This window comes from Rhodococcus erythropolis NBRC 15567, assembly GCF_001552595.1.
Lineage (GTDB): Bacteria > Actinomycetota > Actinomycetes > Mycobacteriales > Mycobacteriaceae > Rhodococcus_F > Rhodococcus_F erythropolis.
This window is the reverse complement of the sequence record NZ_BCRM01000008.1, coordinates 51,906-66,953: the sequence shown is the minus strand read 5'-3', so window position 1 is coordinate 66,953 and position 15,048 is coordinate 51,906. Positions and strand designations below refer to the sequence as shown.

The 15,048-nt window shown below is 63.2% G+C and carries 16 protein-coding genes; 9 read left to right on the top strand and 7 right to left on the bottom strand.

The window, feature by feature from the left end:
- Genes RE4_RS13200 through RE4_RS13185 form a run of 4 tightly spaced genes read right to left on the bottom strand, consistent with a single transcriptional unit; the run spans position 1 to position 2,423 of the window.
- Positions 1 to 519 (bottom strand): copper resistance CopC family protein, encoded by a 519-nt coding sequence (locus RE4_RS13200; RefSeq protein ID WP_020905707.1) that lies wholly within the window; start codon positions 517 to 519, stop codon positions 1 to 3.
- Complete coding sequence (locus RE4_RS13195) at positions 519 to 1,187, bottom strand: YcnI family copper-binding membrane protein (RefSeq protein ID WP_060938711.1); 669 nt, start codon at positions 1,185 to 1,187, stop codon at positions 519 to 521. The genes RE4_RS13200 and RE4_RS13195 overlap by 1 nt, the downstream gene beginning before the upstream one ends.
- A 52-nt stretch (positions 1,188 to 1,239) precedes the next feature.
- Entirely contained in the window at positions 1,240 to 1,755 is a 516-nt protein-coding gene (locus RE4_RS13190; protein ID WP_060938710.1) for a hypothetical protein, read from the bottom strand.
- 14 nt (positions 1,756 to 1,769) lie between these two features.
- Complete coding sequence (locus tag RE4_RS13185) at positions 1,770 to 2,423, bottom strand: DUF6474 family protein (protein WP_003944178.1); 654 nt, start codon at positions 2,421 to 2,423, stop codon at positions 1,770 to 1,772.
- 124 nt (positions 2,424 to 2,547) lie between these two features.
- Between RE4_RS13185 and RE4_RS13180 the strand changes: the two genes are divergently transcribed.
- Together RE4_RS13180 and RE4_RS13175 are read left to right on the top strand one after the other, a co-directional pair.
- Positions 2,548 to 4,104, top strand: a complete 1,557-nt coding sequence (locus RE4_RS13180; RefSeq protein ID WP_060938781.1) for a TM0106 family RecB-like putative nuclease — start codon at positions 2,548 to 2,550, stop codon at positions 4,102 to 4,104.
- Positions 4,105 to 4,242: 138 nt separating this feature from the next.
- Positions 4,243 to 6,570: a putative bifunctional diguanylate cyclase/phosphodiesterase gene (locus RE4_RS13175; RefSeq protein WP_060938709.1), complete on the top strand. Its 2,328-nt coding sequence runs from the start codon at positions 4,243 to 4,245 to the stop codon at positions 6,568 to 6,570.
- 55 nt (positions 6,571 to 6,625) lie between these two features.
- Here the strand turns inward: RE4_RS13175 and RE4_RS13170 are convergent, their stop codons facing one another.
- Positions 6,626 to 7,393 (bottom strand): SDR family NAD(P)-dependent oxidoreductase, encoded by a 768-nt coding sequence (locus RE4_RS13170; protein ID WP_060938708.1) that lies wholly within the window; start codon positions 7,391 to 7,393, stop codon positions 6,626 to 6,628.
- A gap of 158 nt (positions 7,394 to 7,551) precedes the next feature.
- On the opposite strand from RE4_RS13170, the gene RE4_RS13165 reads away from it, so the two are divergent.
- Genes RE4_RS13165 through RE4_RS13155 form a run of 3 tightly spaced genes read left to right on the top strand, consistent with a single transcriptional unit; the run spans position 7,552 to position 10,278 of the window.
- Positions 7,552 to 8,142, top strand: coding sequence for a hypothetical protein (locus tag RE4_RS13165; RefSeq protein ID WP_020968068.1), 591 nt, complete (start codon positions 7,552 to 7,554; stop codon positions 8,140 to 8,142).
- Positions 8,135 to 8,785, top strand: a complete 651-nt coding sequence (locus tag RE4_RS13160; protein ID WP_060938707.1) for a DUF6308 family protein — start codon at positions 8,135 to 8,137, stop codon at positions 8,783 to 8,785. Before RE4_RS13165 ends, RE4_RS13160 begins: the two co-directional genes overlap by 8 nt.
- A gap of 35 nt (positions 8,786 to 8,820) precedes the next feature.
- On the top strand, positions 8,821 to 10,278 hold the full coding sequence (locus RE4_RS13155; RefSeq protein ID WP_060938706.1) for an HNH endonuclease signature motif containing protein: 1,458 nt from the start codon (positions 8,821 to 8,823) through the stop codon (positions 10,276 to 10,278).
- Here RE4_RS13155 and RE4_RS13150 read toward each other — a convergent pair.
- Both RE4_RS13150 and RE4_RS13145 read right to left on the bottom strand, forming a co-directional pair.
- Positions 10,256 to 10,807 carry a GNAT family N-acetyltransferase gene (locus RE4_RS13150; RefSeq protein WP_021342391.1) on the bottom strand — a complete coding sequence of 184 codons (552 nt, stop codon included), beginning with the start codon at positions 10,805 to 10,807 and terminating at the stop codon, positions 10,256 to 10,258. The genes RE4_RS13155 and RE4_RS13150 overlap by 23 nt on opposite strands.
- A complete protein-coding gene (locus RE4_RS13145; RefSeq protein WP_060938705.1) occupies positions 10,804 to 11,487 on the bottom strand; it encodes a TetR/AcrR family transcriptional regulator in 684 nt (227 codons plus the stop codon). The genes RE4_RS13150 and RE4_RS13145 overlap by 4 nt, the downstream gene beginning before the upstream one ends.
- A gap of 102 nt (positions 11,488 to 11,589) precedes the next feature.
- Here RE4_RS13145 and RE4_RS13140 point away from each other — a divergent pair, with 102 nt between their 5' ends.
- The 4 genes from RE4_RS13140 to RE4_RS13125 are packed head-to-tail and all read left to right on the top strand — an operon-like array spanning position 11,590 to position 15,045.
- Entirely contained in the window at positions 11,590 to 12,780 is a 1,191-nt protein-coding gene (locus tag RE4_RS13140) for a lipid-transfer protein (RefSeq protein ID WP_007735955.1), read from the top strand.
- A gap of 42 nt (positions 12,781 to 12,822) precedes the next feature.
- Positions 12,823 to 13,254 carry a type II toxin-antitoxin system Rv0910 family toxin gene (locus tag RE4_RS13135; RefSeq protein ID WP_019746343.1) on the top strand — a complete coding sequence of 144 codons (432 nt, stop codon included), beginning with the start codon at positions 12,823 to 12,825 and terminating at the stop codon, positions 13,252 to 13,254.
- Between the two features lie 7 nt (positions 13,255 to 13,261).
- Positions 13,262 to 14,137 (top strand): MaoC/PaaZ C-terminal domain-containing protein, encoded by an 876-nt coding sequence (locus tag RE4_RS13130; protein WP_021342394.1) that lies wholly within the window; start codon positions 13,262 to 13,264, stop codon positions 14,135 to 14,137.
- A gap of 41 nt (positions 14,138 to 14,178) precedes the next feature.
- Positions 14,179 to 15,045, top strand: a complete 867-nt coding sequence (locus tag RE4_RS13125; protein WP_007735961.1) for an SDR family oxidoreductase — start codon at positions 14,179 to 14,181, stop codon at positions 15,043 to 15,045.
- Positions 15,046 to 15,048: the final 3 nt, after the last annotated feature.

The window sequence follows — 15,048 nt, the reverse complement described above, 5'->3', positions numbered from 1 at the left end:
TCAGCTCGACTTCGGCTTACGCAGCACGAAGAACAGCGCACCGCCGAACACGACGACGCCGGCGACGATGAAGATCCACACCGGCATGCTGCCGGACTCCGACTCACCCGTACTCGACGCAGCGGCAGCGCCGGGAGTGCCCGACCCCGCCTCGGTGAGGGTGAAGGTCAGAGTTCCGTTGACGGGGTGGCCGTCGGCGGAAGTGACTCGGTACGCGATGGTGTAGACGCCGGTCGGCCCGAGATCGCCGAGGTCTGCACTGACAGTGGGTCCTTCGACGGACGGATCGCTCTTGGTCCAGAGGTTGCCGTCCGGGCCGGTGACCGTCAGCGCCGCGAACTGCGCCTGCAGAGCCTCGTTGAACGTGACCGAAACCTTGTCAGGCGCAACCTGAATGGACGCGCCGTTTTCCGGGTTGGAGCCGACAACCGCGGAGTGCGCACTGGCCGTGCCCATTCCGAGCATCGTGGCCAGCATCGCGAGCATGCCGACGGCGATGACCTTGATCCGGGTACTCATCAGCGCTTGCTCCTGACCAGTGCGCCGAGGCCGAGTGCAGCGCCCAAGGCGCCGAGCACCAGGCCGACGCCGCCGAGCCAGCGCGCGGTGTTGTCTGACGAAGAAGATTCGGATGCAGCGGACGTCTCGGCAGTGTTATCGGCAGCAGGCGCTCCGTGAGCATCGCCGGTGGATGCGGCGAGAGTCAGCGTCGGCGCAGGCTTGTCCGGCTCGCTGCCGTCGGCAAGTTCTTCCTGATCCCAGTTGACGACGTTGCCGTCGCTGTACGTCTGCACGGCCTTGAACTCGACCTCTTCCTGCTCCGGCAGCGGGCCGGCGGAAAGAACGAACTGCTGGAACTGGCCGGGGGCGATTCCGACGCCGGGGTCGGCCGTCCAGGTCACGGACTTCGCGACCAGCGAGGTGGGGTCCTTCTCGACGACGGCGGTCCAACCGGGCATCGGTTCGGTGCGTGCCGACTTGAGGTCGGGGAGGCCCACCGTCAGCTTGGTGGTCGAAGCGGTGTCGGATTCGGTGGGCACGCGGAACGTGAGAACGGAGTATCCGCCCTGCGTAGCTCCTGGTGCGACGACGCTGACGTGTGCTGAAGCAATTCCGGCGGCCAGCAGCACAGCGCTGCCGGTAGCGACGGTCGTGACAACCGCACGCGAAATCAGGGTGTTCTTCATGTCGGGAAGTGTCCTCTTGGTCTGGTGAAGGGGTGGGGAGTTCTACGAATCTTCAGACCAGGGCAGGAGGACCGCGCCGCGAGATGCTGGCGCGAAGAAGGGCGTCGACGGGTCCGTGATGGATTCCGGTCGAGACGGTGTGGCCGCGGGAAGTGACGGCGGCGGGAGCCAGGGACGCCAGGACGACGTGGAGAGCGTGGGTGACAACGCGGTAGAGGCGCTCGGCGGCCAGGACCGCCACCGCACAGGCGACGGTGGCACCGGCGTGAGCACCGAGCATCACCAATCCCGGAGCGGGCGAATGAGCGTGCTCGGAGAGCGTCATGGTGGTGTGCGCGGCGAGCTGACCCAGGCCAAGAGCCACGATCAGGGCAGCGGGCCCCCGGGAGAGGGCGGGAAGGGTGGCCGTCACGGCGCCGACGGTTGCGCAGACGGCGAGCAGCAGGGTCAGCGACGACGACTGTGGCAGCTCGCCTCCGCCGATTCCATGCGCGGCGACAGCGAGAGCAGCCGAAGCGGAACCGACAGAGATCCCCCGGAGGGGCGCGGTCTGCTCGGCTGCTCTCACTGGCGTTCTCAGGTCTAGCGCACGCCGAGACGTGCGAGCAGATCTGCTTCGACGCCGTCGAGTTCGGAAGAAATGGCCTGGTGAGCTGCCTTACGGCGAGCCTGCGGCATCTGCTCGGCAGCGCGAACTGCCGTGCTGAGATCGCCGAGGCGCTCGCGGATGGCGGCGGCAAAACGCTGCGTCTCCGCGTCGTCGGGCTTGCGGCTGAGGATCTCGGTGACCGAGCTCTCGGCACCGGCGATACGAGCGCTCAACTTCGCGCCGTGACCGGTGTAGTCACCGAGCTGGTCGACGGCGATGCCCATCTTCTGCGCGCGCGTGGTGTCGAGCTGGGCGCGCACAGCCGTGGCAGCGCGGTAGGCGATCGGCAGGAGAACGGGAGCAAGCAGACGTGCCACACCCAGGTACTTACGCACCTTGGCGACAGTCAGGCCCTGATTCGCAGCGGCTTTCTCCTGCGCCTTCAGGGTCGCGATCTGCGCCTTTTCGATCTTGTGCTGTGACTCGATCTCGGCTTTCTCCAGCTTCTTGAGCGACTTGGTCTCGACCTTGTCGCGCTTACGCTGGCTCTTGGCGTTGAGCTTCGCCTCGACCTCAGCCTTGTGCTTGAGAGCCTTTGCCTCCGCCTTGCGGGTGGCACGAGACTTTCGCTTCTTGAACAACCCCATCGAAAAGGACCCCGTTTCCAGGTGTTTGTGTGTTGCCAGGTACCTGCGCTTCGGCTTCAGCCTAGGGGAGCACATAATCTTCGTCATCGTGTGTTCCGTTAACAACCCCGCGCCCCAGCTCCCGATCATCGATTCGGGGGCGTTGACCCGATGCCGTCATCGGGTGCGTCTGGACGGGTTGTTTCCCGGGAAATCGGCTTCGGAACCCGTCGACACCGGCGTCAAGCAGCGCCAGGATGCCGCGATCGCGAAGCGCACGGAGATCGCCGAACTGGTGATCGGCGCTGCTCCCGAGCGTTGGGTGAAGATCAACCCCGATCAATCGGCGTCGGCTCAGGCTCGCGACACACTTGCTGCCTGTGAGGCCGGCGCGGACCGGATCTGGGGCGCGGTCTTGCCGGTCGAGCGCGACACCGGACGCAAGGGCCGCTGCGAAATGCTCATCCGTGACGACGAGGGCGGCGGGTACATCCCCGTCATTGTCGTCAATCACAAGGTGACCGATCCCGGCCAGGGCGCGATCACCTCGGGGCTCTTCGAATGGGAGCCCGCGGTCGATCCCAAACGCAAGGTCCGCAGTCAGGTCCGCGATCAGATGCGCGTCGCGCAGGTCTACCGGATGCTCGCGCGTCGTGGGCTGGCGAGCCCGTCGCTCACGGCAGGCGCGATCGGATACAACGGAGACTGCGTCCTCGTCCACGACCTCAGTGCGATTCTCGACGACTACGACGAGCGTTTCGCCGACCGTATCGCTGTTGCCCGCGGTGAGGTGCTGACGTCTCCGTCACAGGTGAGCGAGTGCAAGTCGTGCCCGTGGTGGACCGAATGCAAGCAGGAGTTGGTTCGCAACCGCGATGTCAGCCTGGTGGCTGTCGGATCGCGAGCGGAGCTTCTGCGCGACGTCGGCTGTAACACGATCGATCAGCTGGCCGCCTGGGACGGTGAGCCGCTCGAGGATTGGCCGCACGGAAATTTCGACGACGCAGTCGTGATCGCCAAGGCGTGGTTGGCAGATGCTCCGTTGGTGCGGCGGTTCGAGAAGATCTCGGTGACTCGGGCGGACATCGAGATCGACGTCGACATGGAGAGCTATCAGGAGCACGGCGCCTACCTGTGGGGAACGCTGCTCAATGTCGGTGGCTTCTCGATGTATCGAGGATTTGCGACGTGGGATCCGCTGCCGACGCGTGACGAGGCGCGGTCGTTCGCGGAGTTCTGGGGCTGGCTGATGGCGGAGCGTGCCGCAGCCGCTGCTTCGGGTAAAACCTTTGCCGCGTACTGCTATTCGCGTTCGGCCGAGGACAAGTGGTTGTTGGACTCGGCGCGCAGGTTTGCCGGTGAGCCCGGGATTCCGAGCAAGGACGAGATCCGCGAGTTCATCGACAGTCCGCAGTGGGTCGACATCTATCAAGCGGTGAGCGATCAGTTCATCTGCCCGAACGGCAAGGGGCTCAAGAAGATTGCCCCCGTCGCCGGGTTCAACTGGCGTGACGCCGAAGCCGGTGGTGAAGCGTCGATGGCGTGGTACCGCGAGGCGGTCGGCTACGACGGTGAGCCGGACGAGACGCAGCGGACACGCATCCTGCAATACAACGAGGACGACGTCATTGCTACCAAGGTCCTACGTGAGTGGATGACGGACCGTGCGGAGAAGGAAATTCCGCTGGCTTCCGAGTTGTAGCGCTGATCCGTTCTGTCGCTATTGTCTGAAACATCCTATTTAACAGTGTGTTTCAATTCGTAGTTTCTCGTCATCGTGTGCCCCGAGCCCGCATCCGCGCTACCTTCATCTGGTCGGCTCCACGATGGAGGGTGTTGCATGCTGAGCAGGCTGACTTCGAGTGCGAGCGACGCCGAACTGTCTGACGTCGAGCGGCGCGACCTCTTCTCTCGCCAGGTCCGTCAAGTGACAACGGTAGCTCCGCTGGCCAACGTCGCGAATTTCTTCAGTGCGTGCGCTTTGTTGGCCTATGTCGTGCCGCCGGAACACGAAGAGTTCCGCCTGATCTGGGGAGTGGCAGCGCTCGCAGTCATCCTCAATTCGGTGCGTGTGTGGCTGCCGAGGGCCATTCAGGGAGAGAGGTATTCGCCCAAGCACACGACCCGGTGCGACTACTGGGCACTCATGCTCGAAGTGGTACTGCTGGGTGTTTTGTACACGATCCTCGCGGCCGAGATGCTTCCGGTGATAGACGGTTCACGAAAGCTGGTTCTGATCGCGACCATCGCCGGTGTGGTGGGTGCCGGTGCAGTTGCGCTGTCGACTGTTCGGTCGCTGGGTTTGGCCTGGATTCTGGTGCACGGCCTGGGATTGTTATTCGTCATGCTTGCCGGGGCGACGGCCGAGTACTTCGTCCTTTCGTTTCAACTCGTTGTCTACATCAGTATTCTGTGCGTCGGCGTTGTCTATCTGTGGGCGTCGTTCCGAAGTCGTTGTCTTGCCGAGTTCGAGGCTGCTGCCGAGCGCCAGACGGTCAGTTTGCTTCTCGACGATTTCGAGGGCGGGTCTCGTGACTGGCTGTGGGAAGTCGACACCACCGGGACGTTGTCGCACACCTCCGCTCGGCTGTCGCAGATCTCGGGAGTCTCCGTCTCCGACCTGCGAACCCTGTCGCTGCGCGGATTGTTGGATCGGCTCGACGTCGGTTCGACGAAGAGTGGTCGAGCCGCGGTCCACGTCATCGGAGATCACCTCGACCGCCTCATGCCGTTTCGAGAGGTCGTCATTCCCGTTCGTGTCGGCGGCGTCGACCGATGGTGGTCTCTGTCGGGTCATCCCAGGCTTTCCGAGGCCATGGAGTTCGTGGGTTGGCGAGGCGTGGGCTCGGACATCACCGAGAAGTACAACTACGAGCGGCGAATTCTGTGGCTCGCTGCAACCGACGGACTGACCGGGCTCCCGAATCGCCGGACGTTCGGCACGGAGCTGTCCGACGCGCTCGGCGCTGTCCGGACCGGCGAGCAGGTTCTTGTCGGCATCCTCGACCTGGACAATTTCAAGTCGGTGAACGACACGTTAGGACACCCCGTCGGCGACAAATTGCTGATTTCCGTTGCTGCACGGCTCAATCGGGTGGTCGACGGTGCCATGTGTGCCCGAATCGGTGGCGACGAATTCGGCGTCGTCCTGCGGGGAACAGGGGGCGGCGGCGAGGTGTTTGCTCGCTATCTGGGTGCATTGCGTGAGCCGTTTTTCGTGCGGGGGAATCGCATCGAGGTTCGTGCATCGATCGGTTATGCCAGCTCACCGGCAGATTCCGAAGACGCGGACACGCTTGTCATGTCCGCCGACCTGGCGCTGTATGCGGCAAAATCTGCCGGCAAGAACCGGGTCGGAAAATACTCACCGGCGCTGCGGGCGCGGGCCAGGGAACGAGCATCGGCCCTGCAAGAGCTTGGGCTCGCGATCGAGTCTCGGCAGTTCGAGCTGTACTACCAACCGCAGGTTCGTGCGGACACCGGCCGCGTCGAGGGTTTCGAGGCACTGCTTCGCTGGAACCATCCGGTGCGGGGAGTGCTTGCGCCGCGCATCTTCATCGATGTCGCGGAAGAGACGGGTTTGATTGTCCCGCTGGGGCTTCAGGTTTTACACATGGCCTGCGCCGAAGCGACGACCTGGCCCGATGACACCTACGTGACGGTGAACGTCTCTCCGGTGCAACTGATGTCGTCCGGCTTCGGATCAGCAGTCAACGATGCGCTGGAGGCATCCGGTCTGTCCAGCAAACGGCTTCAGCTGGAAATCACAGAGACGGGAGCGGTAGAGGAGCTTGCCGTCGCCGAGCTGGATCGCCTGCGTGCCACCGGAATTGCGATTGCCCTGGACGACTTCGGAACTGGCTATTCGTCTTTCGAGAGTTTGAAGAAACTGCCGTTGGACATTCTCAAGATCGACCGGTCGTTCATCACCGAACTGAGCGAGGGTGATTCGGCAGTTGTCACTTCGGTGGTCGAGGTGGCGAAGGCGCTCGGTATGCAGTCATTGGCGGAAGGCGTGGAGACGGCCGACCAGCTGAGGCTCTTGCTCACCGCGGGTTGCGAATTGGTTCAGGGTTACTACGTCAGCCGACCGATGCCGGCGACGGAAGTGGCCGAGTACCTCAGCGCAACTGCCCAATCCAGTGGTGGGTATTTTCATTCGTTCTGACAACCGTGCGCCTTTATTAACCGCGGGCGGTTAATAAAGGCGCACAGCAGGGAAGTTAGCGCGGCGCCATGCGGAGAGCGCCGTCCATGCGGATGGTCTCGCCGTTGAGGTAGTCGTGCTCGACGATCATCTGCGCGAGCTGCGCGTACTCGGACGGCTGGCCCAGGCGGGACGGGAACGGAACGCCGGCCTCGAGGCCCTTGCGGTACTCGTCGGTGACGCCTGCGAGCATCGGGGTGTCGATGATGCCGGGGGCGATGGTGTTGACGCGGATGCCGAACTGCGCGAGGTCACGGGCAGCCGGAACAGTCATGCCGTGCACGCCGCCCTTGGAAGCGGAGTACGCGATCTGGCCGATCTGTCCTTCGAAGGCAGCAACGGAAGCGGTGTTGATGACGACGCCACGCTGGCCGGACTCGTCGACGGCCTCGGTCTTGGAGATGGCGTCGGCCGCGAGGCGCATGACGTTGAAGGTGCCGAGCAGGTTGACGGTGATGACCGTGCGGAACAGCTCGAGGTCGTGCGGACCCTTCTTGGACAGGATGCGTCCGGCCCAGCCGACACCGGCACAGTTGACGACGATACGCAGCGGCGAGCCCGACTCGACGATCTGGTTGATCGCTGCTTCGACGTCTTCGCCGCTGGTCACGTCGGTGGGGATGAGGGTGACGCCGGCGGGGACGTTGTCGCCTGCGCGCTCGATCGACGTGGGCAGATCCAGGCCGAAGACGGTAGCGCCGGCGTCGGCGAGGCGCTTGGCTGTTGCGGCGCCGAGGCCTGATGCCGCTCCGGTGACCAGTGCTGCGGTTCCCTTGATTTCCACTTCGTGTGCTCCTCGAGTTAGCGATCGGTAAGGCGGTGGTGCGTGTCGAGAACCATAACGCGAGGGTGTATGTGAGGGCGAACGCGCGAGACCCGCGTAGGGCTGGGTACCTTGGACGCGAGGTCTGAGAGCAAAGCACCGGACGAGAGGGGACCTGCGTGAGCAAGGCGCCTGTGCGTCCCGCCGCTTCTGTCGAGAATTTCGAGCGGTTGCAGCGCGACCCGCTCTTCGAAGATCTTGCCGAGCTGATTGCCGAGGTTCTCTCCTACGCGTTCGATGCGCCGGCCGCCGTCGAGATCGAACAGTGGACGATCAGTTGCCTGCCGTCGACAAATCGATCGGCGGAGCGCCATCGCTTGTTCACACTCAACATCGGTCCGATGGAGATTCTGAGCGTCGAGTGCCATCTGGTCGGCGGTAAGCCGATCGAGCACGTCATGTCCGTGTACGTATCCAGTTCGGCACTGGAATCGCGAACCGGCTGCAGCATCGAAGAACTCGATGCCAAGCACGATCTGGTCGCCATCAGACGCACCGAGTTGGCGTCCGCCGACGGCGACGGGACCGTGATCGACTGCAGTCTCGAGGACTCGGATGCGTTGGAACAGTTCGCCCTACTGCCTGTCGACGTGACGACGGTACGTCCACTCGCGGAGCATCTTGTTGCCAAGGGCAAGGGCCCATTTCGGCAATATCACAACTCCGGGTTCGCCAAATATGTACTGGAAAGGTCGCTCGACCATGGTTGATCAGTTGCCCATCCGCCTCCCGCGTGTGCTGCGAGACGGGGACGATGCCGGCGCGGTCGACGTGCTGCAGGAATACTTCACGAGGCCGCTCCGAAAGACGGGCTATCTCCGTACCGGTGCGCTGTGGGATTCCTGGGATCCCAGTGGCAACCGCGATCGTGATGCGAACACCTTTACCGCGGAAGATCTTGTTGCGGTGACGCTTCTGTCGGTTCAGGTTCCGGCGCAAGGGGCCTTCTTCCTACTCGGGGAGAACAATGCCGAACTGAACCGACTCCTGGCCGACGTGGGCCCCGATCGCGATCTGTCGAACGAACCCGATCCCTTCACTCCGGAATCTCCGGTGTGGCGGTTGGAGACGGCGCTTCGAGAGATTCACGGCGTCGGGCGAACCATGGCGTCCAAACTGATCGCACGCAAGCGTCCGCGGCTCTACCCGATCTACGACGACGTCATCGGGCGGGAGTTGGGAACGAAGGCTGCCCATCTGGAACCGGTACGAGAGGCCTTGCACGACGGAGAATTACACGTGCGATTGCTCGACTTGCGAGTTCGGGCCGGACTGGACGATGCCATTCCGGCGATCCGGGTGCTGGATTTGCTCGCCTGGATGCAGGGTAAGGGATACAAACCGGCACTCTAGCTTTCTTGTCGGTGGGCAGGTCTAGTGTCGAATGTATGTTCGATAATGGATCGACGGGCGGTGTGGGGGCAGTTGTAGATGACGGCCGTCCTGTCGTCGATCCACTCGTGCTGCCGGACATGCTCTTTGCAACGGCGCAGAGCGAGAACATGCTGGCCGCACAGAAGGTGCTCGGTGCATCCATGTTGTCGGAGTCGAGATTCAATGCGGAACTCGACGTGTCCGGTGATGTCGACAAGGCGTGGCGGATCGCGTGCAACGAGATCGCGGTCATGCTCACGTGTTCGCGGCGCACAGCCGAAGTTCACATCGAGATCGGTGACGCCTTGCGCGAGTTCCTTCCGCTCACCAAGGCCGCATTTGCTGCCGGCGAGCTGGACTATGCGCGCGTGCGCAAGATTGTCGACGGACTCACCGGGGTCGACCCCGAGGCGATCGCAGCACTCGAGCGCCGGGTACTTGCCTCGGCGCACCGTCTTCCGCCCGGGCAACTGGAGCGCGACATCGAACGTCAGCTCTTTGCCTACGATCCGGATGCTGCTGCCGAACGTCGCCGGAAGATGCTGGAGCACCGCGATGTTCGCACGCGTGCAGACCGTCACGGACTCGCCCAGTTGCAGGCAACACTCAGCGCGAACGAGGCTGTCGAAGCGCTCGGCCTGATCAACGAGGCCGCCGGAAGCGTCTGCAACCACGATCCACGAAATGCCTCGACGCGCCGGGCCGACGCGCTGGTTGCTCTCCTGCACGGTGAGAACGGGCTGACTTGCCAGTGTGGCAGCGAAACGTGCGAGGCAGTATCCCCAGCAAGTCGATCAACTGCGCCCTCGCGTCGGAAGCCGTTGCTGCACATCGTGTGCGATCTGCCGACGCTCCTCGGGTTGACGTCAGATCCCGCGAGTATCGACGGGTACGGGCCAATCGATCCCGACTTTGCTCGCGAGCTTGCCGCCGATTCCACTTGGCAGGCACTGTTTGTCGACTTTCGCTCTCAGGCCGCCGGGAATCGACCGCGCCGGCAACATACTCCGGCTGTCCTGCCGCTTGTCGCCCGACGCGATCGCCTGAGTCGCGAACCGAAAGGCTGCGGAGATCGGATTCGGGCGATGCAACGGTTGGTCGCGCGAGCCCCGGACATAGTTCGAAGATCGGATGGGCATGGCGCCCAGCCCGATCCACCTCCCGGCGCGCTGACCTATGCTCCGGGAGCGGCTCTGGCCGCATTGGTGCGGGCCGTCGACGGTCACTGCCGGTTCCCTGGTTGTTCGGTGCCCGCGAACAGGTGCCAACTCGACCACATTACCGAGTACGATCCTTCCGATCCGAGACGTGGAGGGTGGACCATTGTGAGCAACCTCCAATGCCTGTGTCGTCATCACCATCAGGTGAAGACATACAGGTTGTGGACGCCGGTGATGCTCGTGGATCGTGCCATTCACTGGACCGATAAAACCAGCGGGTTGACGGCTGTCACGGTTCCGGAGAAGCGCTGACTTCGAAGATGGTCTCCAGGCCGTCTTCTTCGTCCCACTGCTCACCGACTTCGTTGAAACCGTACTGGCTGATCAGATTTCGCGATGCGATGTTGTCCGGGCTGATGGTCGCTCGAACGATGTGCACTTCGGATTGGCGACTCGCGACGTCGAGAAGTATCTCGAGGGCAGTTCGTGCGTAGCCCAGTCGCCGGAATGCCGGGTCGATGCGATATCCGATCTCCACCATCCCGCGCGCATCGGGGCGACCGTGGAATCCGGCCAACCCCACCGGCGTCGAGGTGCGGGCATCGACGGCGATGCGGGTGATCCACGCGCTGTCGAGTGGGTTCCCGGTTATCTGCGTGCTCCGGTAGCGCCACAAGCCCTGGCATTCTTCGCCGAGGAGATACGGGGTCAGGAGGTTGGGTTCGAGTTCCATTGCGAGAGTAGCGTTGTCTTCACCCAGTGCGTGGAGGGCGAGTGGTGGAACCCGGATCAGTTGAAGTCCACGTCCGTCGAGTGCCCAGGGTAGTTCGGTAACTGTCACAGGTCGGCGATCGGAGTCGACAGAGTTATGTCGACGCCGATGCTCCGAAGATTACCGTCCAGAACCTGCCAGATGGAGCGCCCGAGGAACTCGGCCAATTCCGCACTGGTCACATCGGAACCCGGCTGGCTGAGCCAACGGTTGACGCTGACGTCGACCAATCCGATGACGCCGAAAGCCAAGGGCTCCGCCATCTTCGACGATTTGCCGCGGCTGGCGAGGATCGCACCCAACAGGTTCCCCAATTGGACGGCGATGGCTGTCTTGGTTCCGGTCACCACTTTCGAACCGGTGGCCCGCGTACTCGGCGAGCCCTTGCCTAAAAAGTGGTGCAGTCGTGGGTATTTCACAATCCACTGGAGGTAGGTCTCGACTGCCCGTGAGATAGCCTCGCCGACCGTACCCTGCGGCGTGAGGGTGGGTGTCAGGTCGGTCATCATCATCTCGAGGATGCGAACTCGCAGCTGCTCGTCGAGGTCGGCTCGATCCTTGAAGATCCGGTAGACAACGGAACGTGGGACGTCGGCGCGCTCGGCGATCTGCTGGACGCCGACGTCGGCGCCACCTTCGTTGACTGCACTGAGTGCTGCGTCGAGGATCCGCGCTTTGCGCTGCTCCTTGTGATCGTTCCAGCGAGTGCTGCGCCCGTCGGGCTGCGCCGACTCGGCTGTTTTTGTCATAAATCGAACGATACTCACCCCGCCATTGACTGGACAAGATGTCTCACATACTTTGGTGGGACAGCGTGTCACACACAGATACCGTTCTCTTCAGGAGTGGCAATGAGTAACAGGGTTTTTGTCGTCGGCGTCGGCATGACGAAGTTCGAGAAGCCGGGAGCCCGCGAGTGGGACTACCCCGACATGGCACGCGAGTCGGGTACCAAGGCGCTCGAAGACGCGGGTATCGACTACACCGAGGTCGAGCAGGCATACGTCGGCTACGTCTACGGCGAGTCCACCGCAGGTCAGCGGGCTGTCTACGAGCTGGGCCTGACGGGCATCCCCATCGTCAACGTCAACAACAACTGTTCGACGGGATCGACCGCGCTCTACCTCGCCACGCAGGCAGTCAAGAGCGGTCAGGCCGACTGCGCACTGGCGCTGGGCTTCGAGAAGATGCAGTCCGGGTCCCTCGGGTCCACCTACGACGACCGTGAACAGCCACTCATGCGGCACCTCCTCGCTCTCGCCGAGCTGCAGGAGTTCGCGATGCCGCCCGCTCCGTACATGTTCGGCGCGGCCGGCGTCGAGCACATGGAACGCTTCGGAACCACTGCAGAGCAGTTCGCGAAGATCGCCGTCAAGAACCACAAGCACTCACTGAACAACCCGTACGCGCAGTTCCAGGACGAGTACACCCTCGAGCAGATCCTCGAAGCACGCCAGATCCACGGGCCGCTCACCAAGCTCCAGTGCTCGCCTACCTCGGACGGATCCGGCGCGGCGATCATCGCCAGCGAAGCATTCGTCGAGAAGCACGGGCTCGCTGCCCAGGCGATCGAGATCGTCGGGCAGGCCATGGTCACCGACATGAACAGCACCTTCGAGGACAAGAGCGCCATCAGCCTCGTCGGCGCCGACATGACTCGTAAGGCCGCTGAGAAGGTATACGCGCAGGCCGGGATCACCGCCGATGACGTCGACGTCATCGAACTCCACGACTGCTTCTCCACCAACGAGTTGCTGACCTACGAGGCACTCGGACTGTGCGCCGAAGGTGACGGCGGCAAGCTCGTCGACGCCGACGACACCACCTACGGCGGACGCTGGGTGGTCAACCCGTCCGGCGGCCTCATCTCCAAGGGTCACCCCCTCGGCGCAACCGGTCTTGCCCAGTGCGCCGAACTCACCTGGCAGCTCCGCGGAACCGCCGACAAGCGTCAGGTCGACGGCGCGAAGGTCGCTCTCCAGCACAACATCGGACTCGGCGGCGCAGTTGTCGTGACCGCATACAAGCCCTACGCACGCTGAATCACACCCACAACCCGCCAGCTACCCACTAGGAGTTTCATCATGGCTTCCGTTTCCGTCTCCGCTGTACTGCCCGCATCCCCCGAGAAGACCTGGGATGCGCTCTCCGACCTGTCTCGCTGGGAAGAGTGGCTCACCATTCACCAGGGCTGGAAGAGTGAACTCCCCACCCAGGTTGCGTTGGGCGCCAAGTTCACCGAGGTCGTCTCCGTGATGGGTATGGCAAACAAGATCGAGTGGACCGTCGAAGAGGTCGAGGTTCCGAAGATGGTCAAGATTGCCGGTACCGGAATGGCCGGCGTCACCGTCGAATTCGTTCTCTCGGTCGAGGCCGACGGTGCCGGTTCGAAGGCAACCGTCGACGCCAGCTTCAAGGGCACCATGATCGTCGGGCCGATCGGCAAGGCAGTTGCCAAGAACGCCAAGGCTGATCTCGAGGCCTCGCTGGCCAAGTTCGCCGAGCTGGTCGGGTAACGGCTCAATGACGACACCGAAGACCAACGCGGTCGAATTCGATACGTCCGGGCTGGACGTATGGACCGACCCGGAGCACTTCGAGGTGACAGCCGAGCGCATCGCCGAATATGCCGCTGCCACCAACGATCCCATCGAGCGACACCTGAAAGGCGAGATCGCTCCACCGGTCTTCGCGGTGGTACCTGTCTTCATGTCGATGGCACCCGCTGCGCTGTCGGTGGCGCCGGTCGAACTGCTGATGAAGCTCGTTCACGGTGAGCAGGACTTCCTGTTCCACCGTCCGATCTACCCCGGTGACCACCTTGTCGCTCGTGCCAAGCCCATCGGATTCGAGGGCCGGGACAACGGATCCACCGTCGTCATCTACGTCGAAACCAAAACCGACAAGGGTGAATTGGTCAACGAGCAGTGGATGACGGCCTTCTTCCGCAAGGTCGACGCGGGCCCCGGACTTGGCGAGAAGGCTCCCGAACACCGATTCGACGACGCTCTTCGCGCTGGTAGTCCCGCAGCGGTGGTGAACCAGCACATCGACGAGGACCAGACATTCCGGTACTCACCGGCTTCCGGCGATCCGATGCCGATTCACCTCGACGAGGAGATCGCTCGGATGTCCGGTCTCCCCGGAATCATCAACCATGGACTGTGCACGATGGCGTTCACGTCGTGGGGAGCCCTGACCGAACTGGCAGGCGGCGAGACCGAGCGGTTGCGCCGTCTCGCAGTGCGATTCGCGAAACCCGTACTCCCGACACAGGACATCGAGACGGTGTTCCACAAGTCGGGTTCGGCAGACGGAGCCACGTCGTACTCGTACGAAACCAGCGCGGTCGGCGACCTCGTGATCAAGGACGGCCTGGCGGTCATCGCCGACAAATGAGTCTTCATGTCCGACAACTGAACTGATGGGAATCTGAACTGATGGGAAGTCTCGACGGTCGCGTAGCGATCATCACCGGAGCAGGACGCGGCATCGGCCGTGAGCATGCGCTGCTCTTCGCTCGTGAGGGTGCGAGCGTCGTGGTCAACGATCTCGGCGGAGCAAACGACGGTTCCGGTGCAGATGCCGGCCCCGCGCAGCAGGTAGTCGACGAGATCGTCGCTGCAGGCGGCAAGGCTGTTGCCAACACCGACAACATCGCCACCTGGGACGGCGCCGAGGGCCTTGTCAAGCAGGCCGTCAGCGAGTTCGGCCGACTCGACGTACTGGTCAACAACGCCGGCATTCTTCGTGATGCCTTCATCGCCGGTATGGACGAGAGCCAGTGGGACGCAGTCATTGCCGTGCACCTCAAGGGTCACGCGGCGACGCTGCACCACGCTGCCGCGTACTGGAAGGACCAGAGCAAGGCAGGCGAGACCGTCAACGCTTCGGTCATCAACACCGCTTCGGCTTCGGGTACCTTCATGCCCAACGCGGGCCAGGGCAACTACGGCGCCGCCAAGGCGGGCATCGCAGCCCTGACTCTGGTGGCCGCTGACGAGCTCGATCGATACGGCGTACGTGTCAACGCTATTGCGCCGATCGCGCGTACTCGGCTGACGCTCGCGACACCCGGTATGGGCGCGTTGTTCGCCGCCGAGGTCCCCGAGGGTGAGTTCGACGCGTTTGCGCCGTCCAACATCTCCCCGCTGGTGGCCTATCTTGCGGCAGCGGATTGCAAGCTGACCGGCAAGGTGTATGCCGTTCAGGGTGGGGCCATCACGGAACTCGCCGGCTGGCACGGTGTGAACACCATCGAGAGCGAGGGTCCCTGGACCACCGCCGACCTCGCAGAACGTCTGTAAGCG

Excerpts from the sequence above, each read along its gene's own strand:
- RE4_RS13200 (WP_020905707.1), bottom strand. The coding sequence starts at position 519 with ATGAGTACCCGGATCAAGGTCATCGCCGTCGGCATGCTCGCGATGCTG.
- RE4_RS13185 (WP_003944178.1), bottom strand. The coding sequence starts at position 2,423 with ATGGGGTTGTTCAAGAAGCGAAAGTCTCGTGCCACCCGCAAGGCGGAG.
- RE4_RS13140 (WP_007735955.1), top strand. The coding sequence starts at position 11,590 with ATGAGTAACAGGGTTTTTGTCGTCGGCGTCGGCATGACGAAGTTCGAG.
- RE4_RS13195 (WP_060938711.1), bottom strand. The coding sequence starts at position 1,187 with ATGAAGAACACCCTGATTTCGCGTGCGGTTGTCACGACCGTCGCTACC.
- RE4_RS13135 (WP_019746343.1), top strand. The coding sequence starts at position 12,823 with ATGGCTTCCGTTTCCGTCTCCGCTGTACTGCCCGCATCCCCCGAGAAG.
- RE4_RS13160 (WP_060938707.1), top strand. The coding sequence starts at position 8,135 with ATGGTTGATCAGTTGCCCATCCGCCTCCCGCGTGTGCTGCGAGACGGG.
- RE4_RS13125 (WP_007735961.1), top strand. The coding sequence starts at position 14,179 with ATGGGAAGTCTCGACGGTCGCGTAGCGATCATCACCGGAGCAGGACGC.
- RE4_RS13175 (WP_060938709.1), top strand. The coding sequence starts at position 4,243 with ATGCTGAGCAGGCTGACTTCGAGTGCGAGCGACGCCGAACTGTCTGAC.
- RE4_RS13155 (WP_060938706.1), top strand. The coding sequence starts at position 8,821 with ATGTTCGATAATGGATCGACGGGCGGTGTGGGGGCAGTTGTAGATGAC.
- RE4_RS13145 (WP_060938705.1), bottom strand. The coding sequence starts at position 11,487 with ATGACAAAAACAGCCGAGTCGGCGCAGCCCGACGGGCGCAGCACTCGC.
- RE4_RS13130 (WP_021342394.1), top strand. The coding sequence starts at position 13,262 with ATGACGACACCGAAGACCAACGCGGTCGAATTCGATACGTCCGGGCTG.